This is a genomic window from Silvimonas terrae (assembly GCF_014202765.1).
Classification (GTDB): Bacteria; Pseudomonadota; Gammaproteobacteria; order Burkholderiales; family Chitinibacteraceae; genus Silvimonas; species Silvimonas terrae.
Genome location: NZ_JACHHN010000005.1, coordinates 265,988 through 287,661 on the forward strand (window position 1 = coordinate 265,988; position 21,674 = coordinate 287,661).

Annotated in this window: 16 protein-coding genes and 2 riboswitches; of the genes, 2 read left to right on the top strand and 14 right to left on the bottom strand. The window is 60.7% G+C overall.

Annotated elements, in window-relative coordinates:
- Positions 1 to 65 precede the first annotated feature (65 nt).
- Positions 66 to 1,331, bottom strand: coding sequence for a voltage-gated chloride channel family protein (locus HNQ50_RS14070; RefSeq protein ID WP_184101802.1), 1,266 nt, complete (start codon positions 1,329 to 1,331; stop codon positions 66 to 68).
- A gap of 76 nt (positions 1,332 to 1,407) precedes the next feature.
- Positions 1,408 to 1,480: riboswitch (Fluoride riboswitch) on the bottom strand.
- 27 nt (positions 1,481 to 1,507) lie between these two features.
- Positions 1,508 to 2,428, bottom strand: coding sequence for a LysR family transcriptional regulator (locus HNQ50_RS14075; RefSeq protein ID WP_184101804.1), 921 nt, complete (start codon positions 2,426 to 2,428; stop codon positions 1,508 to 1,510).
- A gap of 108 nt (positions 2,429 to 2,536) precedes the next feature.
- Between HNQ50_RS14075 and HNQ50_RS14080 the strand changes: the two genes are divergently transcribed.
- Positions 2,537 to 3,553 carry a bile acid:sodium symporter family protein gene (locus HNQ50_RS14080; protein WP_184101806.1) on the top strand — a complete coding sequence of 339 codons (1,017 nt, stop codon included), beginning with the start codon at positions 2,537 to 2,539 and terminating at the stop codon, positions 3,551 to 3,553.
- A gap of 6 nt (positions 3,554 to 3,559) precedes the next feature.
- On the opposite strand, the gene HNQ50_RS21950 is transcribed toward HNQ50_RS14080, so the two are convergent.
- The 8 genes from HNQ50_RS21950 to HNQ50_RS14115 all read right to left on the bottom strand — a co-directional run bounded on the left by HNQ50_RS21950 (position 3,560) and on the right by HNQ50_RS14115 (position 12,648).
- Positions 3,560 to 4,279, bottom strand: a complete 720-nt coding sequence (locus tag HNQ50_RS21950) for a Gfo/Idh/MocA family protein (protein ID WP_221303183.1) — start codon at positions 4,277 to 4,279, stop codon at positions 3,560 to 3,562.
- A 23-nt stretch (positions 4,280 to 4,302) separates the two neighbouring features.
- The gene (locus tag HNQ50_RS21955) at positions 4,303 to 4,704 is read right to left on the bottom strand and encodes a Gfo/Idh/MocA family protein (RefSeq protein ID WP_221303184.1); all 402 of its coding nucleotides are present in this window, start codon (positions 4,702 to 4,704) and stop codon (positions 4,303 to 4,305) included.
- A 23-nt stretch (positions 4,705 to 4,727) separates the two neighbouring features.
- Positions 4,728 to 5,777 (bottom strand): sugar phosphate isomerase/epimerase family protein, encoded by a 1,050-nt coding sequence (locus tag HNQ50_RS14090; protein WP_184101808.1) that lies wholly within the window; start codon positions 5,775 to 5,777, stop codon positions 4,728 to 4,730.
- Between the two features lie 70 nt (positions 5,778 to 5,847).
- On the bottom strand, positions 5,848 to 6,810 hold the full coding sequence (locus HNQ50_RS14095; protein ID WP_184101810.1) for a substrate-binding domain-containing protein: 963 nt from the start codon (positions 6,808 to 6,810) through the stop codon (positions 5,848 to 5,850).
- A gap of 91 nt (positions 6,811 to 6,901) precedes the next feature.
- Complete coding sequence (locus tag HNQ50_RS14100; RefSeq protein WP_184101812.1) at positions 6,902 to 7,903, bottom strand: ABC transporter permease; 1,002 nt, start codon at positions 7,901 to 7,903, stop codon at positions 6,902 to 6,904.
- Positions 7,884 to 9,371 carry a sugar ABC transporter ATP-binding protein gene (locus HNQ50_RS14105; protein WP_184101814.1) on the bottom strand — a complete coding sequence of 496 codons (1,488 nt, stop codon included), beginning with the start codon at positions 9,369 to 9,371 and terminating at the stop codon, positions 7,884 to 7,886. The genes HNQ50_RS14100 and HNQ50_RS14105 overlap by 20 nt, the downstream gene beginning before the upstream one ends.
- A gap of 30 nt (positions 9,372 to 9,401) precedes the next feature.
- On the bottom strand, positions 9,402 to 10,430 hold the full coding sequence (locus HNQ50_RS14110; RefSeq protein ID WP_184101816.1) for a LacI family DNA-binding transcriptional regulator: 1,029 nt from the start codon (positions 10,428 to 10,430) through the stop codon (positions 9,402 to 9,404).
- 1,219 nt (positions 10,431 to 11,649) lie between these two features.
- Positions 11,650 to 12,648, bottom strand: a complete 999-nt coding sequence (locus HNQ50_RS14115; protein ID WP_184101818.1) for a sodium:calcium antiporter — start codon at positions 12,646 to 12,648, stop codon at positions 11,650 to 11,652.
- Between the two features lie 2 nt (positions 12,649 to 12,650).
- Positions 12,651 to 12,870: riboswitch (yybP-ykoY riboswitch) on the bottom strand.
- 101 nt (positions 12,871 to 12,971) lie between these two features.
- Here HNQ50_RS14115 and HNQ50_RS14120 point away from each other — a divergent pair.
- Positions 12,972 to 14,102 (top strand): Card1-like endonuclease domain-containing protein, encoded by a 1,131-nt coding sequence (locus tag HNQ50_RS14120; RefSeq protein WP_184101820.1) that lies wholly within the window; start codon positions 12,972 to 12,974, stop codon positions 14,100 to 14,102.
- A 155-nt stretch (positions 14,103 to 14,257) separates the two neighbouring features.
- Here HNQ50_RS14120 and HNQ50_RS14125 read toward each other — a convergent pair whose 3' ends face one another.
- From HNQ50_RS14125 to wecB, 4 genes are read right to left on the bottom strand one after another with little or no spacing between them, the layout of a single operon-like run.
- Positions 14,258 to 15,148, bottom strand: a complete 891-nt coding sequence (locus HNQ50_RS14125) for a DUF4434 domain-containing protein (RefSeq protein WP_184101822.1) — start codon at positions 15,146 to 15,148, stop codon at positions 14,258 to 14,260.
- Positions 15,148 to 18,171, bottom strand: coding sequence for an NfrA family protein (locus tag HNQ50_RS14130; RefSeq protein ID WP_184101824.1), 3,024 nt, complete (start codon positions 18,169 to 18,171; stop codon positions 15,148 to 15,150). Before HNQ50_RS14130 ends, HNQ50_RS14125 begins: the two co-directional genes overlap by 1 nt.
- Positions 18,168 to 20,405 carry a cyclic di-3',5'-guanylate-activated glycosyltransferase NfrB gene (nfrB, locus tag HNQ50_RS14135; RefSeq protein ID WP_184101826.1) on the bottom strand — a complete coding sequence of 746 codons (2,238 nt, stop codon included), beginning with the start codon at positions 20,403 to 20,405 and terminating at the stop codon, positions 18,168 to 18,170. Before nfrB ends, HNQ50_RS14130 begins: the two co-directional genes overlap by 4 nt.
- Before the next feature lie 14 nt (positions 20,406 to 20,419).
- A complete protein-coding gene (gene wecB, locus HNQ50_RS14140) occupies positions 20,420 to 21,514 on the bottom strand; it encodes a non-hydrolyzing UDP-N-acetylglucosamine 2-epimerase (RefSeq protein WP_184101827.1) in 1,095 nt (364 codons plus the stop codon).
- Between the last annotated feature and the right edge of the window lie 160 nt (positions 21,515 to 21,674).

Genomic DNA, 21,674 nt, shown 5'->3' on the forward strand with positions numbered 1-21,674 from the left:
GCCATTCTCGGTATTTGTGGCGCAACATTTTGAGAGGCCGTCAGGATCAGCACGGGTTCCCGCTGTTATTTACCTTCGGCAATAGTGTGATGTCGCCGCCATTTGCCTTCACCCGGCCGTTGCGCCTTGTAAATGCCGGTATTGCCAGAGAATAGCCAGGCCATCACACACGCGCCGGCGGCATAAACACCGATCTCGCCACCAAACAGTTCAACCGCCATCACGGCAGAAGCAATGGGCGTATTGGCCGCGCCAGCAAACACCGCCACCAGGCCCAGAGCAGCAAACAGGCCGATCGGCATATGCAGCAACGGCGCAATCACATTACCCAGCGTGGCGCCCACATAGAATAGCGGTGTGACCTCACCGCCCTTGAAGCCGCTGGCCAGCGACCACACCGTGGCCGCGCCCTTGGCCAGAAAATCCCACGGCAGCACCGGGTGCTGGAAGGCTTCCACAATCACCGGCACGCCCAGACCCAGATAGCGCTCGGCATGCGTTACCCACATGACCAGTGCAAACACGGCCCCCCCACCCAGCGCGCGCAGGGGCGAGTATGGAAATATCTGCTTGAGCAGGGCAGTCAACGCATGCGTGCTGCGCGCAAACGCCATACCGGCCAGGCCAAACAAGGCCCCGGCAATCAAGGTGGCTGCCATGGTCCAGACCGTGAGGGCCGGGATTACGCCTGCGACATAATGCGTATGATGCGCACCCCATGCCAGGCAGACCTGGTCGGCGGCGACGGCGGCGATCAGGCACGGGAACAGTGCCTCATAACGCAAGCGGCCAATCGCCAGCACTTCCAGCCCGAACAGGGCGCCCGCCAGGGGCACACCAAAAATGGAGGCAAAACCGGCAGACAACCCACTCATCAACAGAATGCGGCGGTTTTCTGGCGTCAGTTTGAAAAGGCGGGTGAGTTGGTCGGCAAGCGCACCGCCCATTTGCACCGCTGTACCTTCCCGACCCACCGATGCCCCGACCAGATGCGACACCAGCGTGCCACCCAGCACAAACGGGGCCATGCGCAGGGGGATCATCTTTTGCGGATCATGGATTTCATCGATCAGCAGGTTATTGCCGGCCTCCACGCTGGAACCGTACTTGAGGTAAATCCAGGCAACCGCAGCACCCGCCAGGGGGAGCAAAGCCAGTAACCAGGGGTGGGCCAGGCGGGTGTTGGTGCATTGATCCAGCGCCCACAAAAAGAACGCAGAGGCGCTGCCACTGAGCGCGCCGACGATCATGGCCATGAAAGTCCAGCTGGCGCTGTAAAACACCAGGCCGCGCAGCTCAAGAACAAAATGGGTAAGGGAATGAGGTTTCATCTGCAATCCGGACAAATATTGTTATGCGTATGTCCCGGATGGCCAGGCGTGCCTGCCGATCAGCTCCATTCCGGAACATTCAACAGACATCATCAGCCCCGCAGTGATTGCCGGGCGGTTCAGGGAGGCATGCCATCTCCCGAGCGGCCCAGTATACCGAGCACATTGGCATGCGCTCAAGACGTGCTGGCACCGGCTTGCGGCGGATACAACGTTGCCGCCATCTGCCGGATCAACCGCCATATCACCTGTGCGGCCGGGGAGAGCGAGCGATTACGCCGCCGTGCCAGCATGATGTGGCGTGTGACGGTGGGGGTGAGCGGCCGCACGGTCAGGCCGGAATCTGCCGGCAGCGGCAGGGCCAGCCGGGGCATGACCGCAATGCCGATGCCGGTTTGCAGCATGTGAAACACCGTCGTGGGGTGGCCCAGTTCTTGTACCACTTCACAGGTGACCTCCTGCCGCGCCAGCGCCTGGTCGATCAACGGCCGGCTGCCGGAGGCGTAATCCAGCAGCACCAGTTTCTGTCGATCCAGGTCTTGCCAGTGCACATTGGTTTTGGCGGCCAGCAAGTGCGTTTGTGGCAGGATCAGGCAGAACGGGTCTTCCATGATCGACTCAGTATGCAGTTCTTCCACCTGTTGGGGTTCGACGATCACGCCAAAATCCACATCGCCGTTGAGCACGCTGATGATATTGGCGCGCTGTACCTGATCATGCAGTACCAGCGAGATGTGCGGATAACGCTGGAGTGAGTCCGCCACGCAGGCGGGCATCAGGTTGGCCGAGATGGTCGGGCTGCTGGCCACCCGCACACGGCCACAGCGTTGTTCGCCGACATTGCGCGCCGCCTGCAGCGTGGTTTCCAGCTCGTCAATCAGCCGGCCCACCTCACCCACCAGGCTTGCCCCTTCCGCCGTCAGTTGCACCTCGCGCGTGGTGCGATCCAGCAGGCGGATGCCGATTTCGCTTTCCAGTTCGCGAATACACCGGCTCACCGCCGGTTGAGTCAGACCGATGATGTCGCCCGCCCGGCTAAAGTTGCGGTATTCGGCGACGGCGAGGAAGACGCGCAACTGGCGCAGGGAAACATTCATACGTTCAAATCATGAATTAATCAGATAAATGAATTTGTAGTTTATCTGCCTTTTTGATTCAATGGCTTGTCAAATCTTCAATGCCACGCGCATAACCGGATCCGCATCATGAAACGCCCGCGCTTTCTGCCCGACAACTTCACCCTGGCGCTGATCGCCACCGTGACCCTTGCCAGCTTCTTGCCGGTGCAAGGGCACACGGCTGTTGCGTTTGGCTGGGTGACCAACTTTGCCATCGGGCTGCTGTTCTTTCTGCACGGTGCCAAACTCTCGCGCGAGGCGGTGGTGGCGGGCGCGACGCACTGGCGGCTGCACGGCGTGGTCATGCTCTCTACCTTTGTGATGTTCCCGCTCATTGGTGTGGCGCTCAAACCGCTGCTTTCGCCGCTGGTGACCCCGGACCTGTACCTGGGCATTCTGTTTTTGTGTGCACTGCCCTCTACCGTGCAGTCGTCCATTGCGTTTACTTCCATGGCGCGCGGCAATGTGCCGGCGGCCATTTGCAGTGCTTCGGCCTCCAACCTGTTTGGCATTTTCCTCACGCCGGTCATTGTCGGCTTGATGATTAGCGGGACGGGCAAAGCCGGTTTTTCTTTCGACTCAGTGTTGAGCATTATTGAGCAACTGCTGGTGCCGTTTGTGGCCGGCCAGATCGCCCGCAAGTGGATTGGCACCTGGGTCGACAAGCACAAGGCCGTGCTCAAGTACGTCGATCAGGGCTCGATCCTGCTGGTGGTCTACGCCGCATTCAGTGAAGCCGTGGTGCAAGGTTTGTGGCACAACACACCGCTGTCTGCACTGGCCGCCATTGTCGTGATCAACATCGCCTTGCTGGCGGTGGTGCTGTTCCTCACCACCTGGGGTAGCCGCACGCTGGGGTTCAACAAGGAAGACGAGATCACCATAGTGTTCTGCGGCTCCAAAAAGAGCCTCGCCAGCGGTGTGCCGATTGCCAACGTATTGTTTGCTGGCCATGCGGTGGGGGCCATCGTGCTGCCGCTGATGTTGTTTCACCAGATTCAGTTGATGACCTGCGCGGTGCTGGCGCAACGCTATGCGCGGCGTAAAGAAGATCGGGCTGCCCGGCACGGTACAACGCCGGTCCCGGCGCCAGCGGCCAAATAAATGGCGTTAGATTCCGGTCCACTGGCCATTGGCTTTGCTGCTGGCCAGTACCGCTGCAATAAACCGCATACCGGCAACGCCATCATCCACGGTCGTTAACAAGCGCGCGGTTTCAGGAATGGGCCGACCCTCGTTGATGGCATTGATTTGCAGCGCCGCATCCAGGTAAAGCTGGGCAAAGGCTTCCAGATAGCCTTCCGGATGGCCCGGCGGGATGCGGGTGGCATGCCGGGCTTCTTCACTGTCTACCCGGCCCCGCGTTAACTGTTGGGTGGCGCCGCCCAAAGGGGTGTGTTGCAGCACATTGGGGTTTTGCTGATCAAATGCGATGCCGCCCCTGGTGCCGTAGATGCGCAGGCGCAGCGCGTTTTCTTCGCCCGCTGCCACCTGGCTGGCCCACAACATGCCGCGTGCGCCATTGGCATAACGCAGCATGGCCTGCACGTGATCATCCAGCCGGCGGCCCGGCACAAAGGTGTGGGCCTCCGCACTCAGGCTTTCCGGTGTCATGCCGCTGACGTAGGCGGCCAGGTGATAAGCATGGGTGCCGATGTCGCCCAGGCAACCGGCTGGCCCGGCGCGGGAAGGGTCTGCCCGCCACAGTGCCTGTTTGTTGTCGGTCAGCTCCAGCGGCTCGGACAACCAGTCTTGCGCGTATTCGACCTGAATCACCCGGATATCCCCCAGCGCACCGCTGGCCACCAGTTGCCGGGCATGGCGCACCATAGGGTAGCCGGAGTAGGTATGCGTCAGCGCAAACAGGCGTTGCTGCTGGCGTGACAGCGTTTGCAGTGCCAGGCTTCATCCAGCGAGACCGACAACGGTTTGTCGCAGATCACATGAATGCCGGCCTGCAGAAACGCTGTGGCCACGGGCGCATGCAAATGATTGGGGGTGACAATGGCGACCACATCAATGCCATCTTCACGCGCTGCTTCGGCCGTGGCCATCTGCTGAAAGTCTGTATAACTACGGGCCGGGTCCAGCCCCAGGCTGAGGGCGCTTTGCCGGGCGCGGTCAGCGTCAGCGGACAACGCGCCGGCGACCAGCGTGTAGCAATCATCCAGTCGTGCGGCCATGCGGTGCACTGCGCCGATGAATGCGCCAGTGCCGCCACCGACCATGCCCAGTTTCAAACGTGCTTGCGTCATATGCTGTGTCCTTGGGATGTGGGTCAGAGGCCCAGCAGGGTGTTCAGTTGGGCTTGATCGACACCGCTGCCGGCAAAGTCGTCAAAAGCGCGATTGGCCACGCGGATGATATGTTCGCGGATAAACGCAGCGCCTTCGCGCGCGCCCACTTCCGGGTGTTTCAGGCAGCATTCCCATTCCAGCACGGCCCAACCGGGGAAATCGTATTGCGCCATTTTTGAAAAAAGCGCGGAAAAGTCGATCTGCCCGTCGCCCAAAGAGCGAAAACGTCCGGCGCGTTCTACCCAGCCGCTGTAACCGCCGTAGACGCCCTGGCGACCATCCGGGCGGAACTCGGCGTCTTTCACATGAAATGCCTTGATGCGCGCGTGATAGATATCCACAAACGCCAGGTAATCGAGTTGCTGCAGCACCATATGGCTGGGGTCATACAGGATGTTGGCGCGCGGATGCTGGTCCACGGCGGCCAGAAACCGCTCGAAGGTCACGCCATCGTGCAGGTCTTCGCCGGGATGAAGCTCATAGCAGACGTCCACGCCGGCATCGGCAAAGGTATCCAGAATGGGCCGCCAGCGCCGGGCGAGTTCGGCAAATGCGGTTTCCACCAATCCGGCTGGCCGCTGCGGCCACGGATAAAAGTAAGGCCAGGCCAGCGCGCCGGAGAACGTCACATGCGCGTTCAAACCCAAGCGTTGTGAGGCCTTGGCCGCCAGTTTGAGTTGTTCAATAGCCCACTCGGTTCTGGCCGCCGGATTACCGCGCACGTGTTCGGCGGCAAAGCCATCAAACAGGCTGTCGTAGGCGGGGTGAACGGCCACCAGTTGCCCCTGCAGATGCGTAGAGAGTTCTGAGATCTGCACCCCGTAACCGGCCAGCATGCCGACCATGTCATCGCAATAGGTTTGACTGCTGGCGGCGGTGGCAAGGTCGATCAGACGCGGGTCTGCCGGCACCTGGATGGCCTCGTAACCCAGACTGGCGGCCCAGTGTGCCAGGCGCGGCAGGGTATCAAATGGCGCCGCATCGCCCATGAACTGCGCCAGAAAAATCGCCGGTCCCTTGATGGTTTTCATGATGGGCTGTCCTGGATATTCAAGATAACGCGGGGCCGCCAGGCGCCCCGCGCACCACACATTGCCCCGTTCAGAACGGGGAATTGGGGAAATAAAACTGTTTGGCGTTTTCTTTGGTAATCAGTACAGATGGAATGATGGTGGTGGCCGGCAGCGCTTCACCCTTGAGCCGGGCTTCTGCGGTCAGCTTGACGGCGTCGTAGATGAACTTGGGCGAGTACGAGACATCAGCCTGGATCAGTTTGTTGCTGTCATCCAGAATCGTCTTGACCATGCCTTTGGAACCCGCGCCACCAAACACGATCTTGATATCCGTGCGTTTGGCCTGATCGATGGCTTTCAGTACGCCGACCGCCATATCGTCATCCGCCGCCCAGATGGCATCAATATTCTTGAAGCGCGTCAGGTAATCCTGCGTGACCTTGAAGGCATCGTCGCGATTCCAGTTGGCGTATTTGGCATCCAGAATCTTGATGTCCGGGTGGGCCTTGAGCACGCCGCTAAAGGCATCGAAACGCTCGTTATCCAGCGTGGTCGGAATACCGCGCAACGCCACGATATTGCCTTTGCCATTGAGCTTTTTGGCAATGTACTCGGCCGGCAGTTTGCCGAATGCGGTGTTGTCCCCGGCCACATAGGCATCTTGCGCGCTGGTGTCAGTCAGACCGCGATCCACCACCGTGACATACACGCCCTTTTTCTTCACCTGCGCCACCGGCTGCGTGAGCGAGGCCGATTCATACGGAAAAATCACCAGGGCGTTGATCTTGTTGACCGTCACCAGATCCTGCAACTGGTTGGCTTGTTCTGGTGCGTTGGCGGCCGTTTTGACGATGATCTTCAAGCCAGGATGGGCTTTTTCCAGATCCTTTTTGGCCTCATTGGCCCACCACACAATGCCGCCGGTAAAGCCGTGGTCGGCCGTTGGAATGGAAACACCCAATGTGACCGGATCGGCCGCGCGGGCCGGTGACGTCATGAGGGCGGCCAGCGCCAGGACACCGGCGCTCAATCCCAGGGTAAAGCGTTTCATGGTGCAGTTACTCCTCTTGGCTGGCGCGATGCGCCTTGTGGTGTTGCACAGAGTCGCCGGTGGTGCTGGCTTGCGAGCCGTGGCCCGCCGGTTAGTCGTTGCGGCGCCCCCTTTGCAGGAACGCCACAACGATAATCACCGCGCCCTGAACCGCTGCGTTCAGGTACACGCTGATGATGCTGGTGAGGTTGAGAATGTTGTTGATGACGGAAAGCAGAATCGCCCCGATAACCGTACCAATGACGCGGCCTTCGCCCCCCTTGAGTGCGGTACCGCCGACGACCACGGCGGCAATGGCTTCCAGTTCCCACAACAGGCCGGTGGTCGGCGTGGCAGAGCCCAGGCGCGGCACGTACAAGACGGTGGCGACGCCCACACACAAACCCAGAAAGATGTAGGTGACGATCTTCACCACATCCACGCGGATGGCTGCATACCGGGCGACTTGTTCGTTGGAGCCAATGGCCTGTACATGCCGGCCAAATGCCGTGCGGTTGAGGATCAACGCCCCACCCGCCGCCATGATCAGAAAAACCCAGATGGGCACCGGTACTCCCAGCAAGCTGGCGTAATACACCGGGCCGTACAGATTGTTGAGCGAGTCATCCAGCGTCAGCGCGCCGCCATCGGCCAGCCAGGTGAGCACCGCCCGGAAGATCCCCAGCGTGCCCAGCGTGACGATAAAGGGCTCGATTCGACCCTTGGTAATCAGCAAACCATGCATCAGCCCGAACAACGCACCCAGGATCAGCGCCAGCACCATTCCCAGCAGCACAATCAGCATGGGCGCCATGCCGCTGCCTGCCAGTTTGTTCATCAGCACAATCATGCTGCCGGCAATCAGTGCCGCCATCGACCCGACTGAGAGGTCGATCCCGCCAGAGATGATCACAAAGGTCATGCCCACCGCGATGATGCCAATGAAGGCCGTGCGGGTGAGCACGTTCATCATGTTGTCCACGGTGGCAAAATCCCGGTTCAGCGCCGTACCTGCCAGGCACAGGATGATGAGCCCGATCAGCGGCCCCACCGCCTGGATGCGAGCCAGCCAGCGGGCGGAACGACGCGGCGTGTCAGTGAGTGCCGGTTGCATGGGCGATCAATTCCTCTTCAGTCAGCTGGTCCATACCCAGCGTGGTTTGCAACTGGCCTGCCCGCATCACCGCCACGCGGTGGCACAAGCCAATCAGCTCGATCAGTTCGCTGGAGATCACAATCACCGCGCGTCCTTGCTGCGCCAGGGCGTGGATCTGGAAGTAGATGTCCCGTTTGGCGCCCACGTCCACCCCGCGCGTGGGTTCATCCAGAATGATGACGCGCGGGTCCGGATGCAGGAATTTGGCCAGCGCCAGCTTTTGCTGATTGCCGCCAGACAATGAGCGCGCCCGCGCGGCCAGATTGCCGGTGCGGATGCCGAACTCGTCTTTGGCATGTGCCATGGCGGCGCGCTCGGCTTGCAAGTCCAGTAGTGGGTGGGCGTAGTGCTCCAGCATCAGCATGGTCAGGTTCTGGGCCAGCCCCATGCTGACATGCAGACCTTTGCCCTTGCGATCTTCACTGAGGTAGGTGACGCCCAGTTTCACGGCCTGTTGCGGCGTGTTGAGGGTGACCGGTTGACCACTCATGCTGACGGTACCCGCACTGCGTTTGCGCAGACCCAGCAATCCTTCAAAGGTCTCGGTGCGCCCTGCACCCACCAGTCCGGCAAAGCCCAGGATTTCACCCGCCCGTACCGTAAAAGAGATGTCTGCAGACCAGCCAGGTACGCTGAGCCCGCTCACGGCCAGCGCCACGGGTGCAGCGGACGCGGGCGGCGTTTTTTCGGGGAACATGTCTGACAATTCGCGCCCGACCATCAAATTGGCCATTTGCTGGCGGGTCAGGCTGTCGGTCGGGGCGCGGGTGATAAAGCGGCCGTCGCGCATGACAACGATCTCGTCCGTAATGGCTTCAATCTCGTCCAGCTTGTGCGAGATATAAACCAGCGTGACCCCGTCAGCCTTCAACTGCCGCATCAGTTCAAACAAGCGCCGGGTTTCGGTCGGCGTGAGTGTCGCGGTGGGCTCATCCATGATCAGCACGCGGGCGTGGCGCGAGAGCGCACGGGCGATTTCCACCAGTTGTTTCTCGGCCACGATCAGATTGCGCACCGGGGTGTCCGGGTTGATCACCAGCCCCACTTGCTTGAGATATCGGGCGGCTTGCTGGCGCATGGCGCGGTCATCCAGCAGCCAGCCTTTGCGCTGTTCATGCCCCAGGAAAATGTTCTGCGCCACGCTCAGATGCTCGGCCAGATTGAACTCCTGGTGGATCAGCACCACGCCTTCGCCCTCGGCCTGGCGCGATGATTTAAAGCTGACCAGGCGGTCATCCAGGCGGATTTCGCCAGCGCTGGCATGCTCATAGCCAGAGAGGATTTTCATCAGCGTGGATTTACCCGCGCCGTTCTCACCCAGTACGCCATAAATGCGGCCCGGCGGTAGCTCAAAGCTCACGCCGTGCAGCACCCGTACCGGGCCGAAATCCTTGTAAATGTCATCAAACCGCACCGAAACACTCATGATTGAGCCCGTTCTGGTTGATCTGCGTGCTTACATCGCCTGACTGCTTTGTCGTACCACCAACTGATGATCCAGCAATAAACCCGGCACAGTGGCCTCGGGCTGGGCCAGTCGCTGCAACAACAACCGTGCCCCCGTCATCCCCAGTTCCCGCATGGGCTGGGCGATGGTGGTTAGCGCCGGTTCTACCTGTGCGGCCAGCGCAATATTGTCAAAACCCACCACGGCCACATCCTGCGGCACCCGTTTTCCGGCTGCCCGCAAACCGGCCAGCACGCCGATCGCCAGCGTGTCTGACACCGCAAAAATCGCGGTCGGCGGCGTCGTGCGTTGCATCAGCGCCTGGGCCGCCCGGTTACCGCTGTCGTAATCGAGCCCTGCCACGTTCACGCACCAGTCGGCGGCTGGACTCACCCCGGCGGCGGTTAATGCATCCAGCCAGCCTTGCTTGCGTTGCCGCGCATACAGCCAGGTTTCATCAGAGTTGATCAGCGCCACGTGCCGATGGCCTTGTGCCAGCAAATGGGTGACTGCGTCATACGCGGCGCGGCGGTTATCAATCCCCACATAGGGCACGGCCACATCCGGGTCGAATTCGCAGCACGCCACCCAGGGCAATCCCGGTGAGGCCTCAATCAACGCGTGCTGCACGGTATCCGGGTCCAGGCAGATCGCACCGTCGGCCCGCCGCCGCGCCAGCAATTCAAAATAACTTTGCTCCCGGCCACTATCGGCGCCGGTATCACACAACAGCACAAAGTAGTTGTGCTCACGCGCCACCGCGTCGATGCCGCGCACGATCTCGGCATAAAACGGGTTGCCGACATCGGGCACCAGCGTCAGCAGCAAGCGGCTTTCTGCCGTGCGCAAATTGCGGGCCAGTGCGTTAACGCGATAACCCAAGGCGTTGACCGACGCCATGACCTTGTCACGCGTGGCCGGTTTGACCACGGTCTGATCGTTGAGCACCCGTGAAACCGTCGCCACCGACACTCCCGCGTGCTCCGCAACGGCGGAGATGGAGACGGTTTGAGGGACATCCGGTGCGCGTGGCGGCATGGATTTTTCTGTTGAATGTAATCGATTACATTTCTAGAAGGCATGGTTGCCGGATACAAGAAATTTCGATGGTGCAGTGCAAGGATTAGTTTGTTGGAGGGAGGGGCTGCTGCGTGCAGGCGGCGGCGGCATGCCTGGTGTGTATTGATATTTCTGAGAAAGCGGGAAGCCACCAGGGCAATGGGTGTTAGCGCCTTGCGGCGCGGAGGTTTACATGTCGGGGGTTGCCCGACAGCAAGGTACTTTCTTTTGGGTCGCCAGCCTCGGCGGCCCCAAAGAAAGTAACCAAAGAAAAGGCGACCCCTGCGACAGCGCCCCTCGGGGGTTCCCTGCGCTTCTCGCAAGGCGCGGCTGGCTCCAGCCCCGCTGCAACGACCATCTGGTGCGCCTGTGTCTTTGTGGGGGTACCCACCAAGGGGCAGGAACTCGGCCTTTGGCCTCAAACACCCCTCCGCCGAAACCCCGCGCTTTGCTGCGATGCTCGGCACTGCCGGAGGGGAGGTACGTCAAAAGCAACGGCAACGGCAACGGCAACGGCAACGGCAACGGCAACGGCAACGGCAACCGCAACGGCAACCCCAACCCCAACCCCAACCCCAACCCCAACCCCAACCCCGCAAACCGTCTACCCGCAAGAATGGCTCACCCTGCCCACCACTTCATCATTCCGACCTTGAGCCGGAATCCAGTCCGCAGCCCAACGGGCTGCCTGCGGTGGATTGTCGCTACACTCCGAATCCACCCTACAAAACTGTCTACCCGCAAGAATGGCTCATCTTGCCTACCACTTCGTCATTCCGGCCTTGAGCCGGAATCCAGTCCGCAGCCCAACGGGCTGCTTGCGGTGGATGACCGCGAATATCCTGCATTGTCCTGAATGGCATGCATGTATCGCAGCTGGATTCCGGCTCAAGGCCGGAATGACGAGTCAGTGGGGTGCGTATTGAATTGGCCGTTGCCGTTGCCGTTGCCGTTGCTTTTGACTTTCCTCCCCCATTAAAGCCCAGCGCCGAAGAAGGGAGGGAGACCTCAGGCTCCCGACCGACTGAGGGCAGCCCGGAGGGCCGCCAGGCTGGGGTCGCCTTTCTTTTGGTTACTTTTCTTGGGGCCGCCGAGGCTGGCGACGCAAAGAAAAGTAACGTGCTCCCGCCACCGCGGGTATGTAAACGCCTTTCAAACCCGCGCCGCAAGGCGCTTACACCCCGCTGTTCAACACCGCTTACCCATAAAAATGCACCCCCACATACACCGCAAACGCCAGGTACAACCCCCCCACCATCACCAGCCGGCTACAGTCCACCTGTCCGCGGCGGAAGATGTTCCACAGAAAGACGATAGCCAACCCGGTGATCAGGCCGGAGACCAGCAACAGTGCATCAAATAGCCAAGGGGTAAAGAAGATACCCAAAGCGCTGGGAATGGTGGCCTGGATCATCATGGCGCCAGAGATATTGGCCAGTGCCAGACGTTCCTTGCCCTGGCGGACCCAGATCAGCGTGTTCATGATTTCCGGTAGTTCGGTTGCGACCGGGCTGAGTAGCAGCGCGACGATGTGCGGGGCGATGCCGAAGGCGACGCCGATCGTTTCCAGCTGGGCGACAAAGGTGTGCGACGCCACGGCAATGACACCCAGCGCCAGCAGCGATTGCAGCGCGGCCCAACCCATGGTGGCGTTGTGTGGGCGAATCTTCAGGTCTTCCAGTTCTTCTTCTTCCGGGGCCGTGTCGGCGTTGGTGATTTCCCGCCACACATACAGGGCATACGCCGCCAGGAACAACACGCCCAGCCAGGGCTTGATGGCAAACGCCACCAGACCCAATGCCACCTTGAAGACAAAAATGGACAGGAACGCCAACTGGTCGCCCGCCAGACGTTTGCTGTCAACCTGCACGGTACGGTCTGGCCGGCCCAGCCGGCGGCGATTGAGCCACAGCGCGCCGCCCACCACGGCATAGGCCACGGTCGCCAGTACCAGCGGGCCGCCCATGGCGGCACCCACGCCAATGTCGCGGGCTTTGTCGGTCTGGCCGAACACCACGGCGGTAAAGGTGACGGCGCTTTCGGGCAGGGCGGTGCCGAACGCGGCCAGCACGGTGCCGACGGCAGTGGCGCCCAGCTTCATGTGGCGACCGCACCATTCGATACCGTTCACGAAGAATTCACAGGCCAGGTAAATAGCCAGCGCAGAGGCAAAAAACAGGATGATGGTCAGGAGCATGAGAGCAACGCAGGCCGGGCAAGCAAGATAAACCAATGGCGCAACGATACGGCTTGCCCGGCGTGGCAAAGCGCATCGTGGCCAAAGGTCTCGCCGGGCAACCGGATGAAGGATCCGGTCACTAATCACGCCATGAAGCGGGGGCTTCAAGTTTGTTGACGTGATCTCTTCTCTGGCAGGCCAGAGCCTGCAGGAAGATAGCTACTCCCCAATGACAACGGAGCGGATTGTACATCGTTTGTCGTATCAGGCAAGCGTGTAAGCGACATCCAACCATTTTGCGATATATGCTACGCCAGCCCCGCAGCCCGCCAAGGACACCGATGCACCGCCACCTGATTGCATTTGCTGATGCGCCTGAACCCGATCTGATCACCCCCGCACTGGATCAGCGTTTCAAGATTCGCAATGTCACCTTGCTGGCGGATGCCACGCATATCGAGCGCGCCAATTACATGGCCAGCGTGTGCCGGGAGGCCAATTTGCATACCTCGGTGATGCCGATCCCGCATGGCTGGCATCCGGAGCCGATTCGCGTGCGGCTCAAGGAAATCATTGCCGGCGGCGAGTTGCCATATGTGTTCAACCTGTCTGGCGCCAATCCCATTCACAGTGCGATTGCCCATGAAGTGGCGCTGGGGCATCAGGTGCCCGCGTTTGTGGTGAACCCGTCCAGCGACCAGATTCATTGGCTGGCGCACCCGCCGCATGACCTGCCCAGTGATGATGGCAATGTGGAAGACCGGCTGACGCTGGAAAGCTACTTTGCCGTGTACGGGATCGGGATTGTGTCCTGTAGCCGCCGGCTGCATCGGCCCAAGGCGCAGATGGATGCCGCGGCGGACGTGCTGGCGCATCTGTCGGTCGATCACCCGGAGCTCATCAACAAGCTCAACGGTGTGTGTTCACTACTGACCGCCGAGCACGAAACCCGCTTGCCCATTCCCAACGAGCCGGCGCTGATCTCGGCCCTGCGCGCCACCGGCTTGTGCCAGATTCTGCCGGATTTGCGGTTACGGCTGGATCAGTTTGATGCGCGTCAGTTTTTGGGGGGCGGCTGGTTTGAATGGTGGCTGCTGCGCCAGGTTGAAGTCCTGGCAGGGGAGTTGCCGATTCAGGATGCCGCCGCCAGCGTGCGGGTGCGTTTACCCAATGATGTCTCCAACGAGTTCGACGTCGTGATCCTGTGCAACAACCACTTGTATGTGATTGAAGCCAAAACCATCAACGCTGGCATGGCTGACAAGGGCGTTGGCCTGACCACGCTGTTCAAGCTCGACAGTCTTTCAAGCCTGGGCGGCATGCGGGCGGAGGCCATGCTGGCCAGCCTGTCTTTGCCCACCCTGCGCGAGGCCAGCCGTGCGCAAGCCCAGGAAATTGCCATTGTGGCAGGGGACGAGTTGACTGCCGTGCAGGCGCGCTTGCGGGACTGGCTGGCGCAGACCGAATTCTGACCGCCGTAGCCCGGATGAAGCGCAGCGGGAATCCGGGGTGGCAACGTGGGCAAGAACGACGTGTGCCGATGGCCGTCATTTTTGAGATAGCAGGGCGTGCTCAGCAAGCCCTGTCAGCCCGGATTCCCGCCTCCGGCGCCATCCGGGCTACGGGGTCAGTGCGGCAGGTTCACAAACGGCAGATAGCGTAAAGAGAAGAACACGCTGTCACCCTGGCATGGCGTGCGTTGCTGCAACAGCTTGCGCACTTCATCCGTAGAGCGCCGTTCGGCCTGAAAGGCGTCGTCCGCGCCCACCTGGCGGAAAATCTCGTAAATCACGCCTTGTGCGGCGGGTTTGCTGCAATCGGCCAGCGCATGCAGATACACGCCACGCTCGGCCGCGTTGAGCTTGCCCGTGCCGGCGCCATCCTGCACCCATAGTTTGACGTCACTTTGCTGCGCAGTTTGGCGCATCAGGTCGGCAAACTGATCCGGGGCCATATGCCCGGCAAAGAAACTGCTGGCGTAGACCGGTTTGTCGGCCGCGTGCCGGATCAGCCGGCTGGACTGACCCAGCCATTGACCCAGGCTGGTACGGGCTTCGGTATCGCGCCAGCGCACATCGTCAATTTCCAGCGGTACATACCAACCACTGATCGCTTCTGCGCCCAGCCGTTTCACCCAGTATTGCGCCAGTGTCGCATCGGCGTACGCGTGGCTGCGCAACCAGGTATCCAGAATCCGCGCCGGTTGTTGCTGGCGGATAAAAAAGTCCGGATCACCATTGAGCCCTACCACCAGTTTGAGCCCGGCGGCGCGGGCGTTCGCCATGCGGGCGGCCAGCCAGTCTTTTTCTTGTGGCGTACTAAAGGCGTCGCCGTTTTGTGTCCACTGCACCACCAGGGTGTCGATGCCTGCGTCGTGCACGCTTTTGAAAATGGCAGGCCAGTTGTCATCCGGCACGTCGTGATCGCGGGTTTGCGGCTGATAAAAGATGGCGGTCATGGCCTGGGCCACGGCGGGCAGGCTCAAGAAGGCCAGCAGGGCGAGTCGGGCGGCACGCATCACCACAGTCCTCCAAAAGTCAGAAACACGGTGTTGTCTTCGTTCAGATAGGTGTTGAACGCGTGCTGGAATTCCAGTCCCACGCTGATCTTGCTGGGGTAGGCGTCGTAGCGTTTTTCGCCATACCAGTAGTTCCAGCGGGCGCCCACGCCAGCCCGCACATCCCGGCTGTAGGCGTGCTGGTCAATCAGGTTGTACTGCACATGGGTATATGGTTCGATGGTCTGGCCGCGTTCAATCTTCTGGTGATAGCTCACCCGGTAATCGGCGGTGGCGGCGGTGCGTTCTTGATGCAGGTAATACGCGGCGTCCAGATACAGGTTCTGTGCGACCCAGCCGGTGCCGGATTCATGCCAGTCGTCGCTGTATTTGCCGTCATTCAGGAGTGATGCGCTGGCGCGGAGCATGAAGTCAGACACGGTATCGCGGCTGCGATCCAGCGGGGTCTGGTATTCGGCGGCCAGAAAAAACGTCCAGTCGCGCAAGGGCTTCCAGCGCAGGCCGGTGCCCAGCATGGGTGAGTAGATGGGCAATGCCTGATAGCTGTCGTTGTCGTTGCCGCTGCCGGCAAATACGCGGGCGTAGGCTTCCAGCGTTTTGCCATCGCGGATTGCCGGGTCGCCCAGGCGGTAGTCGGCCTCGACTTGCGAATAACTGCGGTAGGCGTTGCCTGGTTCCGGTGCGTTGGCAATAGACCCCGCGTTGGTGCCGGCAAAGGCGCCGGCAGAGAAACTCCAGCGGCGGCCCAGGTCTTCATGCAGGCGCTTGAAGCCGAATTCTTCATCCAGCTCAGCGTCGCTGCGCTCCGGGTACGGGATGGTTTCATACCAATCGATCACGTCACGGGCATAGGCACGGGCGGCGGTGTTATCGACCATGCGCTGACTGCTGTAGACCAGTTGCTGGGTGATGGCGATGTCGTCCGGGTAAGACGCGCGGGCGTTTTCCAGTGCCACGCGGGAGCGCCGGGCGTCGCCGGCAAACCAGTAAGCGTAGCCCAGAGTGGCTTGCAGGTCCGTATCGTCCGGTGCCAGCACCTCGGCTTTTTTCAACGAGGCCACGGCCTCGTGATATTGCTTGTCGCCGCTTTGCAGCACCGCGAGGCGCACGTAATACTTTGCGTCTTCGCGTTGGGCCAGGGCGCGTTCCAGCGCATCGCGTTCATCTTCCCGATTGGTCGCGTCCTGAGCGCGTAGCCACCAGTATTCGTCATCCCGGACCGCGCCGCGCTCCTCATAGGCATCCAGCCAGGCTTTGGCGGCAGGTTTGTCGCCGGCCGCCAGCGCGGTATTGGCCGCAGAGACCAGCTCTGCCGGCATCAGATCATCCACCTTGATGGCTTGCCAGGCGCTCAACGCGGCGGGGTAGTCCTGCGTGGCAAACGCGGCGTAGGCCAGTGAGCGTTGGCTGTAGGCATCGTTTTCCCGCTGCAGGGCTTGCTGGTAACTGTATTGGGCCAGGCCGGGTTGATCCGGCATATAACAGTTACCCAGGCGCATCCAGTCGTCGTGGTTGTAGCCGGTAGAGAGGTCACCCAACAGCGTGTGGACCTTGTTGCAATCTTGCAGGCCGGCAAACAGTGCCGCCTGGTGGCCGCGCTGGCCCGGCGTGGAGAGCGGGTTGGCCAGCATGGCCTTGTCGTCGGCATTGAGCAGTGCCGGGTCATCGTTGACGAGACCAGACAGACGCTGCAGCAAGATACTGCGACGGGCAGGCTGGGCGTTGTCGAACGGATAGGCACTGAGCAATAAACGGGCTGCCTGTTGCTGGCCGCCAGCGGCAATCAACTGGTAGCTCAGCGTATCGAGCAATACCGGATCATCGCCGGCGCGGTCCAGCATGGTCAGCGCCTGGTTGCCGGCGGTATCCAGCTGGTTGGCTTTCAGGCTCAGCGTGAAGCGTTCTGGCAGCATGTCGCCGGCGGGTAGTTGCTCCAGCAAGCGTTGGGCCCCATTGTCATCGCCCTGGCCCAGCAAGAGCGGCACCATGATGCGTGCTTGTTCTTGTTTGTTGATGGCAAATACCGGCACGTAGCTGGCAAAAAGCGTGCTGTTCTCGACAGATGCCTGTTGCAGCAGATTCATCCATTGCCGTTCGTTATCCGGGCTTTGAAAACGGGGCTTCTTGCCGCCCAGAAACCGGGCCAGGCTGGCGACATTGCCGCGTTGGGCCAGCGCCTGCGCGTAGGCCAGTTGATCGCGCGGGCGGGTGGTGCCGGCCTGGCTCAGCAGTTTTTCGGCATCGCTGAAGCGCCCCTGGGCCAGCAACAGATTGATCCACTGGCTGCGTTCGTTCACCGTCAACTGGCCGCTGGTATCCAGAATCGCCAGTTGATTGAGTGCGCGCTCGGTATCGCGCAGATAAATGGCGCGTTGAACCAGCGCATGGCGCAGGGCAATGCCTTCTGGCGCGGCGGCAAAGTCTGCGTTATCCAGCTCTTTTTGTGCGTCAGCCAGCTTGCCCAGCCGCAACGCCGCGTTACCGGCAATGGCCTTGCACACCGGGGTGGCGTCATTCTGGCAATCGCCACCGGCTGGCGCGGGCACCATATTGGGCGTGGTGGCTTCTGCCGTGGTCACGGCCGCTGGCGGGGTTTCTGCTTGCGGCACGGCAGGTGTGGCAGTTTCGGGCGGGGTTGCGGCGGCGGTTTGCTCGCCTTGCAATACGGCCAGTGCAGTGACAATGCGCGCATCACGCGGGGATACTTTCTGTGCGCGCGTCAGCACCGTCATGGCTTGATCGGGTTGGCCATTGCGCTGGTAGGCTTCGGCCAGATAAAGCGCCAGGGTGGCGTTATCCGGGGCCAGTTTCAGCGCAGCATCAAATTCGGTGATCGCGCCGTTAAAATCGCCGCGTTGCTGCAAACTGAATGCTTTTTGCAAGTGCGGGTAAATGATGAAACGACGGTAACCGCTCACCTCACTGCCCAGATCAATATGCTGGGCAGCTTCTGGCGCGGCCAGTGTCGGGCCGGCCAGGGCCAGGGCAAGCAGTGCGGGCAGGAGTCTGAGTCTGGTTTTCATGCGGCGGTAGAGCGTAGCTGTTCAAGACTGGAAGCATTGATGCCGGCTTCAATCAACAAGGCGGGCATGGTGGATTGCAATTCATGTTGCAGATGCAGCGCCTGTTGCAGCACTTCGGCCCGGATCACCCCCTGGCCGACGAGGAACTCGCCCAGGCTCTCCGTTGTGCGCTCATGCCGCAGCAGCAGCGCCTTGAGCGCGGCAGCATCAATATGGCCCAGCGACATCAGAATTTCGGCAAACAGCACTTGCTGGTGGACATAGCGTTGCCACAACCGGCTGGCGGGCTCGGCGGTGATCAGCCCGGCGCGCAGGGCGGCATCCAGCAAACCGCGCGGGTCTTCCTGGTGGTAGGGCACGTACCAGTGGCGCAGGCCCACGGTGACTTCGCCGCGCAGGGCAATGACGTAGCGCACCGGGCGCGCCAACTTGCGAGAGAGTGCGGCCAGCGATACCGGGTCGATGTCTGATTCACTGGCAACCACCAGCGTCTTGCCTTCTTCACGCAGCGGCAAAATGGCGTAATGCAGCGCCACGCTGGCGGGAATGGTCTTGATCAAGGCGGGTTTGAGTTGCCAGGCGTCGACCGCTTCTACGGTGACATGACTTTGCATCGCCACAGCCTGGGCCAGTTGTTCGGCACTGATCAAGCCCTTGTGGACCAGCCAGCTTCCCAGCTTGAGGCCGTCGGCCCGGTGACGCGGCAGGGCGTCCGCCAGTTGCGCCTCGGTGATGGCCTGCTGTTCGATCAGGATGCTGCCTAGCGGACGGCGAGCCCGGTTCTCTCCGCCGACGCTGGGGAAATCATGCGTGGTTTTGTCCCATGCCACCCGGCGCGGATCGCCCTGCGCAATGATCTGGGACAGCGCCCGCCAGTTGGCCAGGAAGTTGATGATGTTGCCCCAGAACAGGCGCGGAATCGCCATCAAGCCCTGGCCGATGCCGTAATAGGCGCTGACAAAGATGATCCGCTGCAACATGCGGTTGGCCATCAGAAAGAAGTTGATCCACAGCAGCAAGACCAGCCAGCGATCACCCTCAAAGATGGACAAAAAGCGGTAGGCATCCGGCCAGTAATGCTGGTACAGCCACAGCGCGGAGAGCTGGATCAGGATCAGCGACGCAATAAAGCTCACAAAGTTACTGATGGCGCCTTTACGGTCACGCCACAGAAAGTAGTTGAGCGTCATATTGCGGGTCCAGCCATGGGTCTTGAACCCCTGGTAGACAATGCCGATGATCCAGCGCGACTTTTGCCGTACGGCTGTGTGCAGCGTGTCCGGAAAATACTCGCGTACACAGATCACGCTGGAATCCCGCGCGGTCTGCCCCAGTAAACGGCGGGCCAGCCCAGGCTGTTTGTCGTCCCGCAAGACCGGGAAGCGCACAAACACTTCTTCCATGCCCTTGGCTTTGAGCCTGAAGCCAATGTCATAGTCTTCGGTCAGGCTTTGCACATCAAAAGCAATGCCATCGCCTTCTGCCAACAGGGCAATCACGGCGCGGCGGCTGAAACACGTGCCGACACCGGCGCTGGGGACTTGCCCGGCCACGGCTTCGCGCACCGGAACATCTTTGCCGTGCAGTTCGGCAAACTCGTCCAGATAAGACAGGCTGGTAAAGTTGGTCCAGTGCCGCTCAAACGGATAAACCGGAATCTGGATCAGGTCTTTGCGGCCGACCAGGTAGTTGAAGAGCCGCAATTCCATATCTGAAATCACGTCTTCAGCATCGTGCAGAATAAACCCGGCAAATTCAAAACTGGCGCGGCGTTCAAACTGCAAGATGGCGTCCAGCACATTGTTCAGGCAATCGGCCTTGCTGGTCGGGCCGGGCCGGGCGCATACCACTTTGTGGACATTGGGAAAGCGCGCGCAGACCTCATCTACATCCCGCTGGGTATCCGGGTCGTTGGGGTAGGTGCCGACAAAGATGTGGTAGTTCTCGTAATCCAGCGTGGTGGCCGCCAGCTCCGCCATCTTGCCGATCACGCCCGTCTCTTGCCAGGCCGGCACCATGATGGCCAGCGGTTTTTCGTCCGGCTCATACAACGCCAGATAATCCAGCCGCTGGTGCTCGCGGTAGATCGTTACCCAGCGCCAGAAGCGGCGACACCAGTACACGACGTCAATAAACAGATCATCGACGCCGCTGACCAGCATCATGACCGCCACCGTAATGGCGATCAGCTTGAGCCCGTACAGATAGGTGGAAAAGAGATCCAGCAGTGACATGGTTTACCCCGTGCTCAGGCCAGATCACGTTCCAGCGTGGCGATGATGCGTTCGCACGCTTTGCCATCACCAAACGGGTTGCCGGCGCGCGCCATAGCCTGCCAGGCGTCCTGGTTTTGCCAGAGGGCTTCGACTGTATCGACGACTTTGGCCCGTTGGGTGCCGACCAGTTGTGCGCAACCGGCTTCCAGGGCCTCGGGCCGCTCGGTTTCTTCGCGCAGGACCAGCAGTGGCACGCCGAAAGTCGGCGCTTCTTCCTGCAGACCGCCAGAGTCGGTCAGCACCAGCCAGGCATCGGCCAGGGCTTGTTGCATCTCCAGGTAATCCAGCGGATTGATCAGTTTGACGTTGGGCACGTGGCCCAGAATGGCATGCACCGGTTGTTGCACGACGGGGTTCAGATGTACCGGGAACAGGATCTGCAGTTCCGGATGGCGCTCAGCGATGGTGGCCAGGGCGTAGCAGACTTCATTGATGTCATGCCCCCAGTTTTCCCGCCGGTGAGTGGTCACCAGCAAATGCCCGCGGCCTTCAATCTTGCGGCCAATGCCACGGTGGGTGATCACCCAGTTTTGCGCATCGACCACGGTGTTGCCGGTCAGCGTAATCAGCTTGTCGGCAATGTTCTCTTTGAGCAGCGCAGCGCGGGCGCGTTCTGTGGGCGGGAAATGAAACCGGGCAATCCGGCCAATCATTTGCCGCAGGATTTCTTCGGGGAAGGGGCGTGCCGGATTGTAGGTGCGCAAACCGGCTTCGACGTGCGCAACCGGCACATGGTGATAGAACGCGGTCAGCGCGCCCAGAAAGGCGCTTTCTGTATCGCCTTGTACCACGGCCAGCGACCAGGGCTCTTGCATGACCTGTTCCAGTTGGGCGCGGCAGCCAATGGAAAACTCGGCGAGGGTGCTGCCGCGACGTGCCAGTTTTATATCCGGTTTGATATCAAAGCAGGCCAGGATTTGCTCCGCCATATCACCATGCTGGCCGGTGTGCAGCCATTGGACCCGGGTATCCGGGCGCGTTTTAAGCGCGTGATACAGCGGTGCCAGCTTGATGATTTCGGGACGAGTGCCGGAGACCAGCAACAGGTTGCGAGCAGGGGTTCCCATAGGAATATTCCTAAAAATGACCTGCCCATATGTAACCGCTTTTCCGTCGTAGAACCCAGTTAAATAGGTGTTATTTGACCTGGCAACTATTGTCTATACATTTATGCGTATTAGTAGACGGTTTTATTCATCCAGCGATTAAGGCCAGGCAGGCAAAGCA

Bases quoted from the DNA above. Each gene is read 5' to 3' on its own strand.
- HNQ50_RS14070 (WP_184101802.1), bottom strand. From the start codon at position 1,331: ATGAAACCTCATTCCCTTACCCATTTTGTTCTTGAGCTGCGCGGCCTG.
- HNQ50_RS14075 (WP_184101804.1), bottom strand. From the start codon at position 2,428: ATGAATGTTTCCCTGCGCCAGTTGCGCGTCTTCCTCGCCGTCGCCGAA.
- HNQ50_RS14080 (WP_184101806.1), top strand. From the start codon at position 2,537: ATGAAACGCCCGCGCTTTCTGCCCGACAACTTCACCCTGGCGCTGATC.
- HNQ50_RS21950 (WP_221303183.1), bottom strand. From the start codon at position 4,279: ATGGTGCGCCATGCCCGGCAACTGGTGGCCAGCGGTGCGCTGGGGGAT.
- HNQ50_RS21955 (WP_221303184.1), bottom strand. From the start codon at position 4,704: ATGACGCAAGCACGTTTGAAACTGGGCATGGTCGGTGGCGGCACTGGC.
- HNQ50_RS14090 (WP_184101808.1), bottom strand. From the start codon at position 5,777: ATGAAAACCATCAAGGGACCGGCGATTTTTCTGGCGCAGTTCATGGGC.
- HNQ50_RS14095 (WP_184101810.1), bottom strand. From the start codon at position 6,810: ATGAAACGCTTTACCCTGGGATTGAGCGCCGGTGTCCTGGCGCTGGCC.
- HNQ50_RS14100 (WP_184101812.1), bottom strand. From the start codon at position 7,903: ATGCAACCGGCACTCACTGACACGCCGCGTCGTTCCGCCCGCTGGCTG.
- HNQ50_RS14105 (WP_184101814.1), bottom strand. From the start codon at position 9,371: ATGAGTGTTTCGGTGCGGTTTGATGACATTTACAAGGATTTCGGCCCG.
- HNQ50_RS14110 (WP_184101816.1), bottom strand. From the start codon at position 10,430: ATGCCGCCACGCGCACCGGATGTCCCTCAAACCGTCTCCATCTCCGCC.
- HNQ50_RS14115 (WP_184101818.1), bottom strand. From the start codon at position 12,648: ATGCTCCTGACCATCATCCTGTTTTTTGCCTCTGCGCTGGCTATTTAC.
- HNQ50_RS14120 (WP_184101820.1), top strand. From the start codon at position 12,972: ATGCACCGCCACCTGATTGCATTTGCTGATGCGCCTGAACCCGATCTG.
- HNQ50_RS14125 (WP_184101822.1), bottom strand. From the start codon at position 15,148: ATGCGTGCCGCCCGACTCGCCCTGCTGGCCTTCTTGAGCCTGCCCGCC.
- HNQ50_RS14130 (WP_184101824.1), bottom strand. From the start codon at position 18,171: ATGAAAACCAGACTCAGACTCCTGCCCGCACTGCTTGCCCTGGCCCTG.
- nfrB (WP_184101826.1), bottom strand. From the start codon at position 20,405: ATGTCACTGCTGGATCTCTTTTCCACCTATCTGTACGGGCTCAAGCTG.
- wecB (WP_184101827.1), bottom strand. From the start codon at position 21,514: ATGGGAACCCCTGCTCGCAACCTGTTGCTGGTCTCCGGCACTCGTCCC.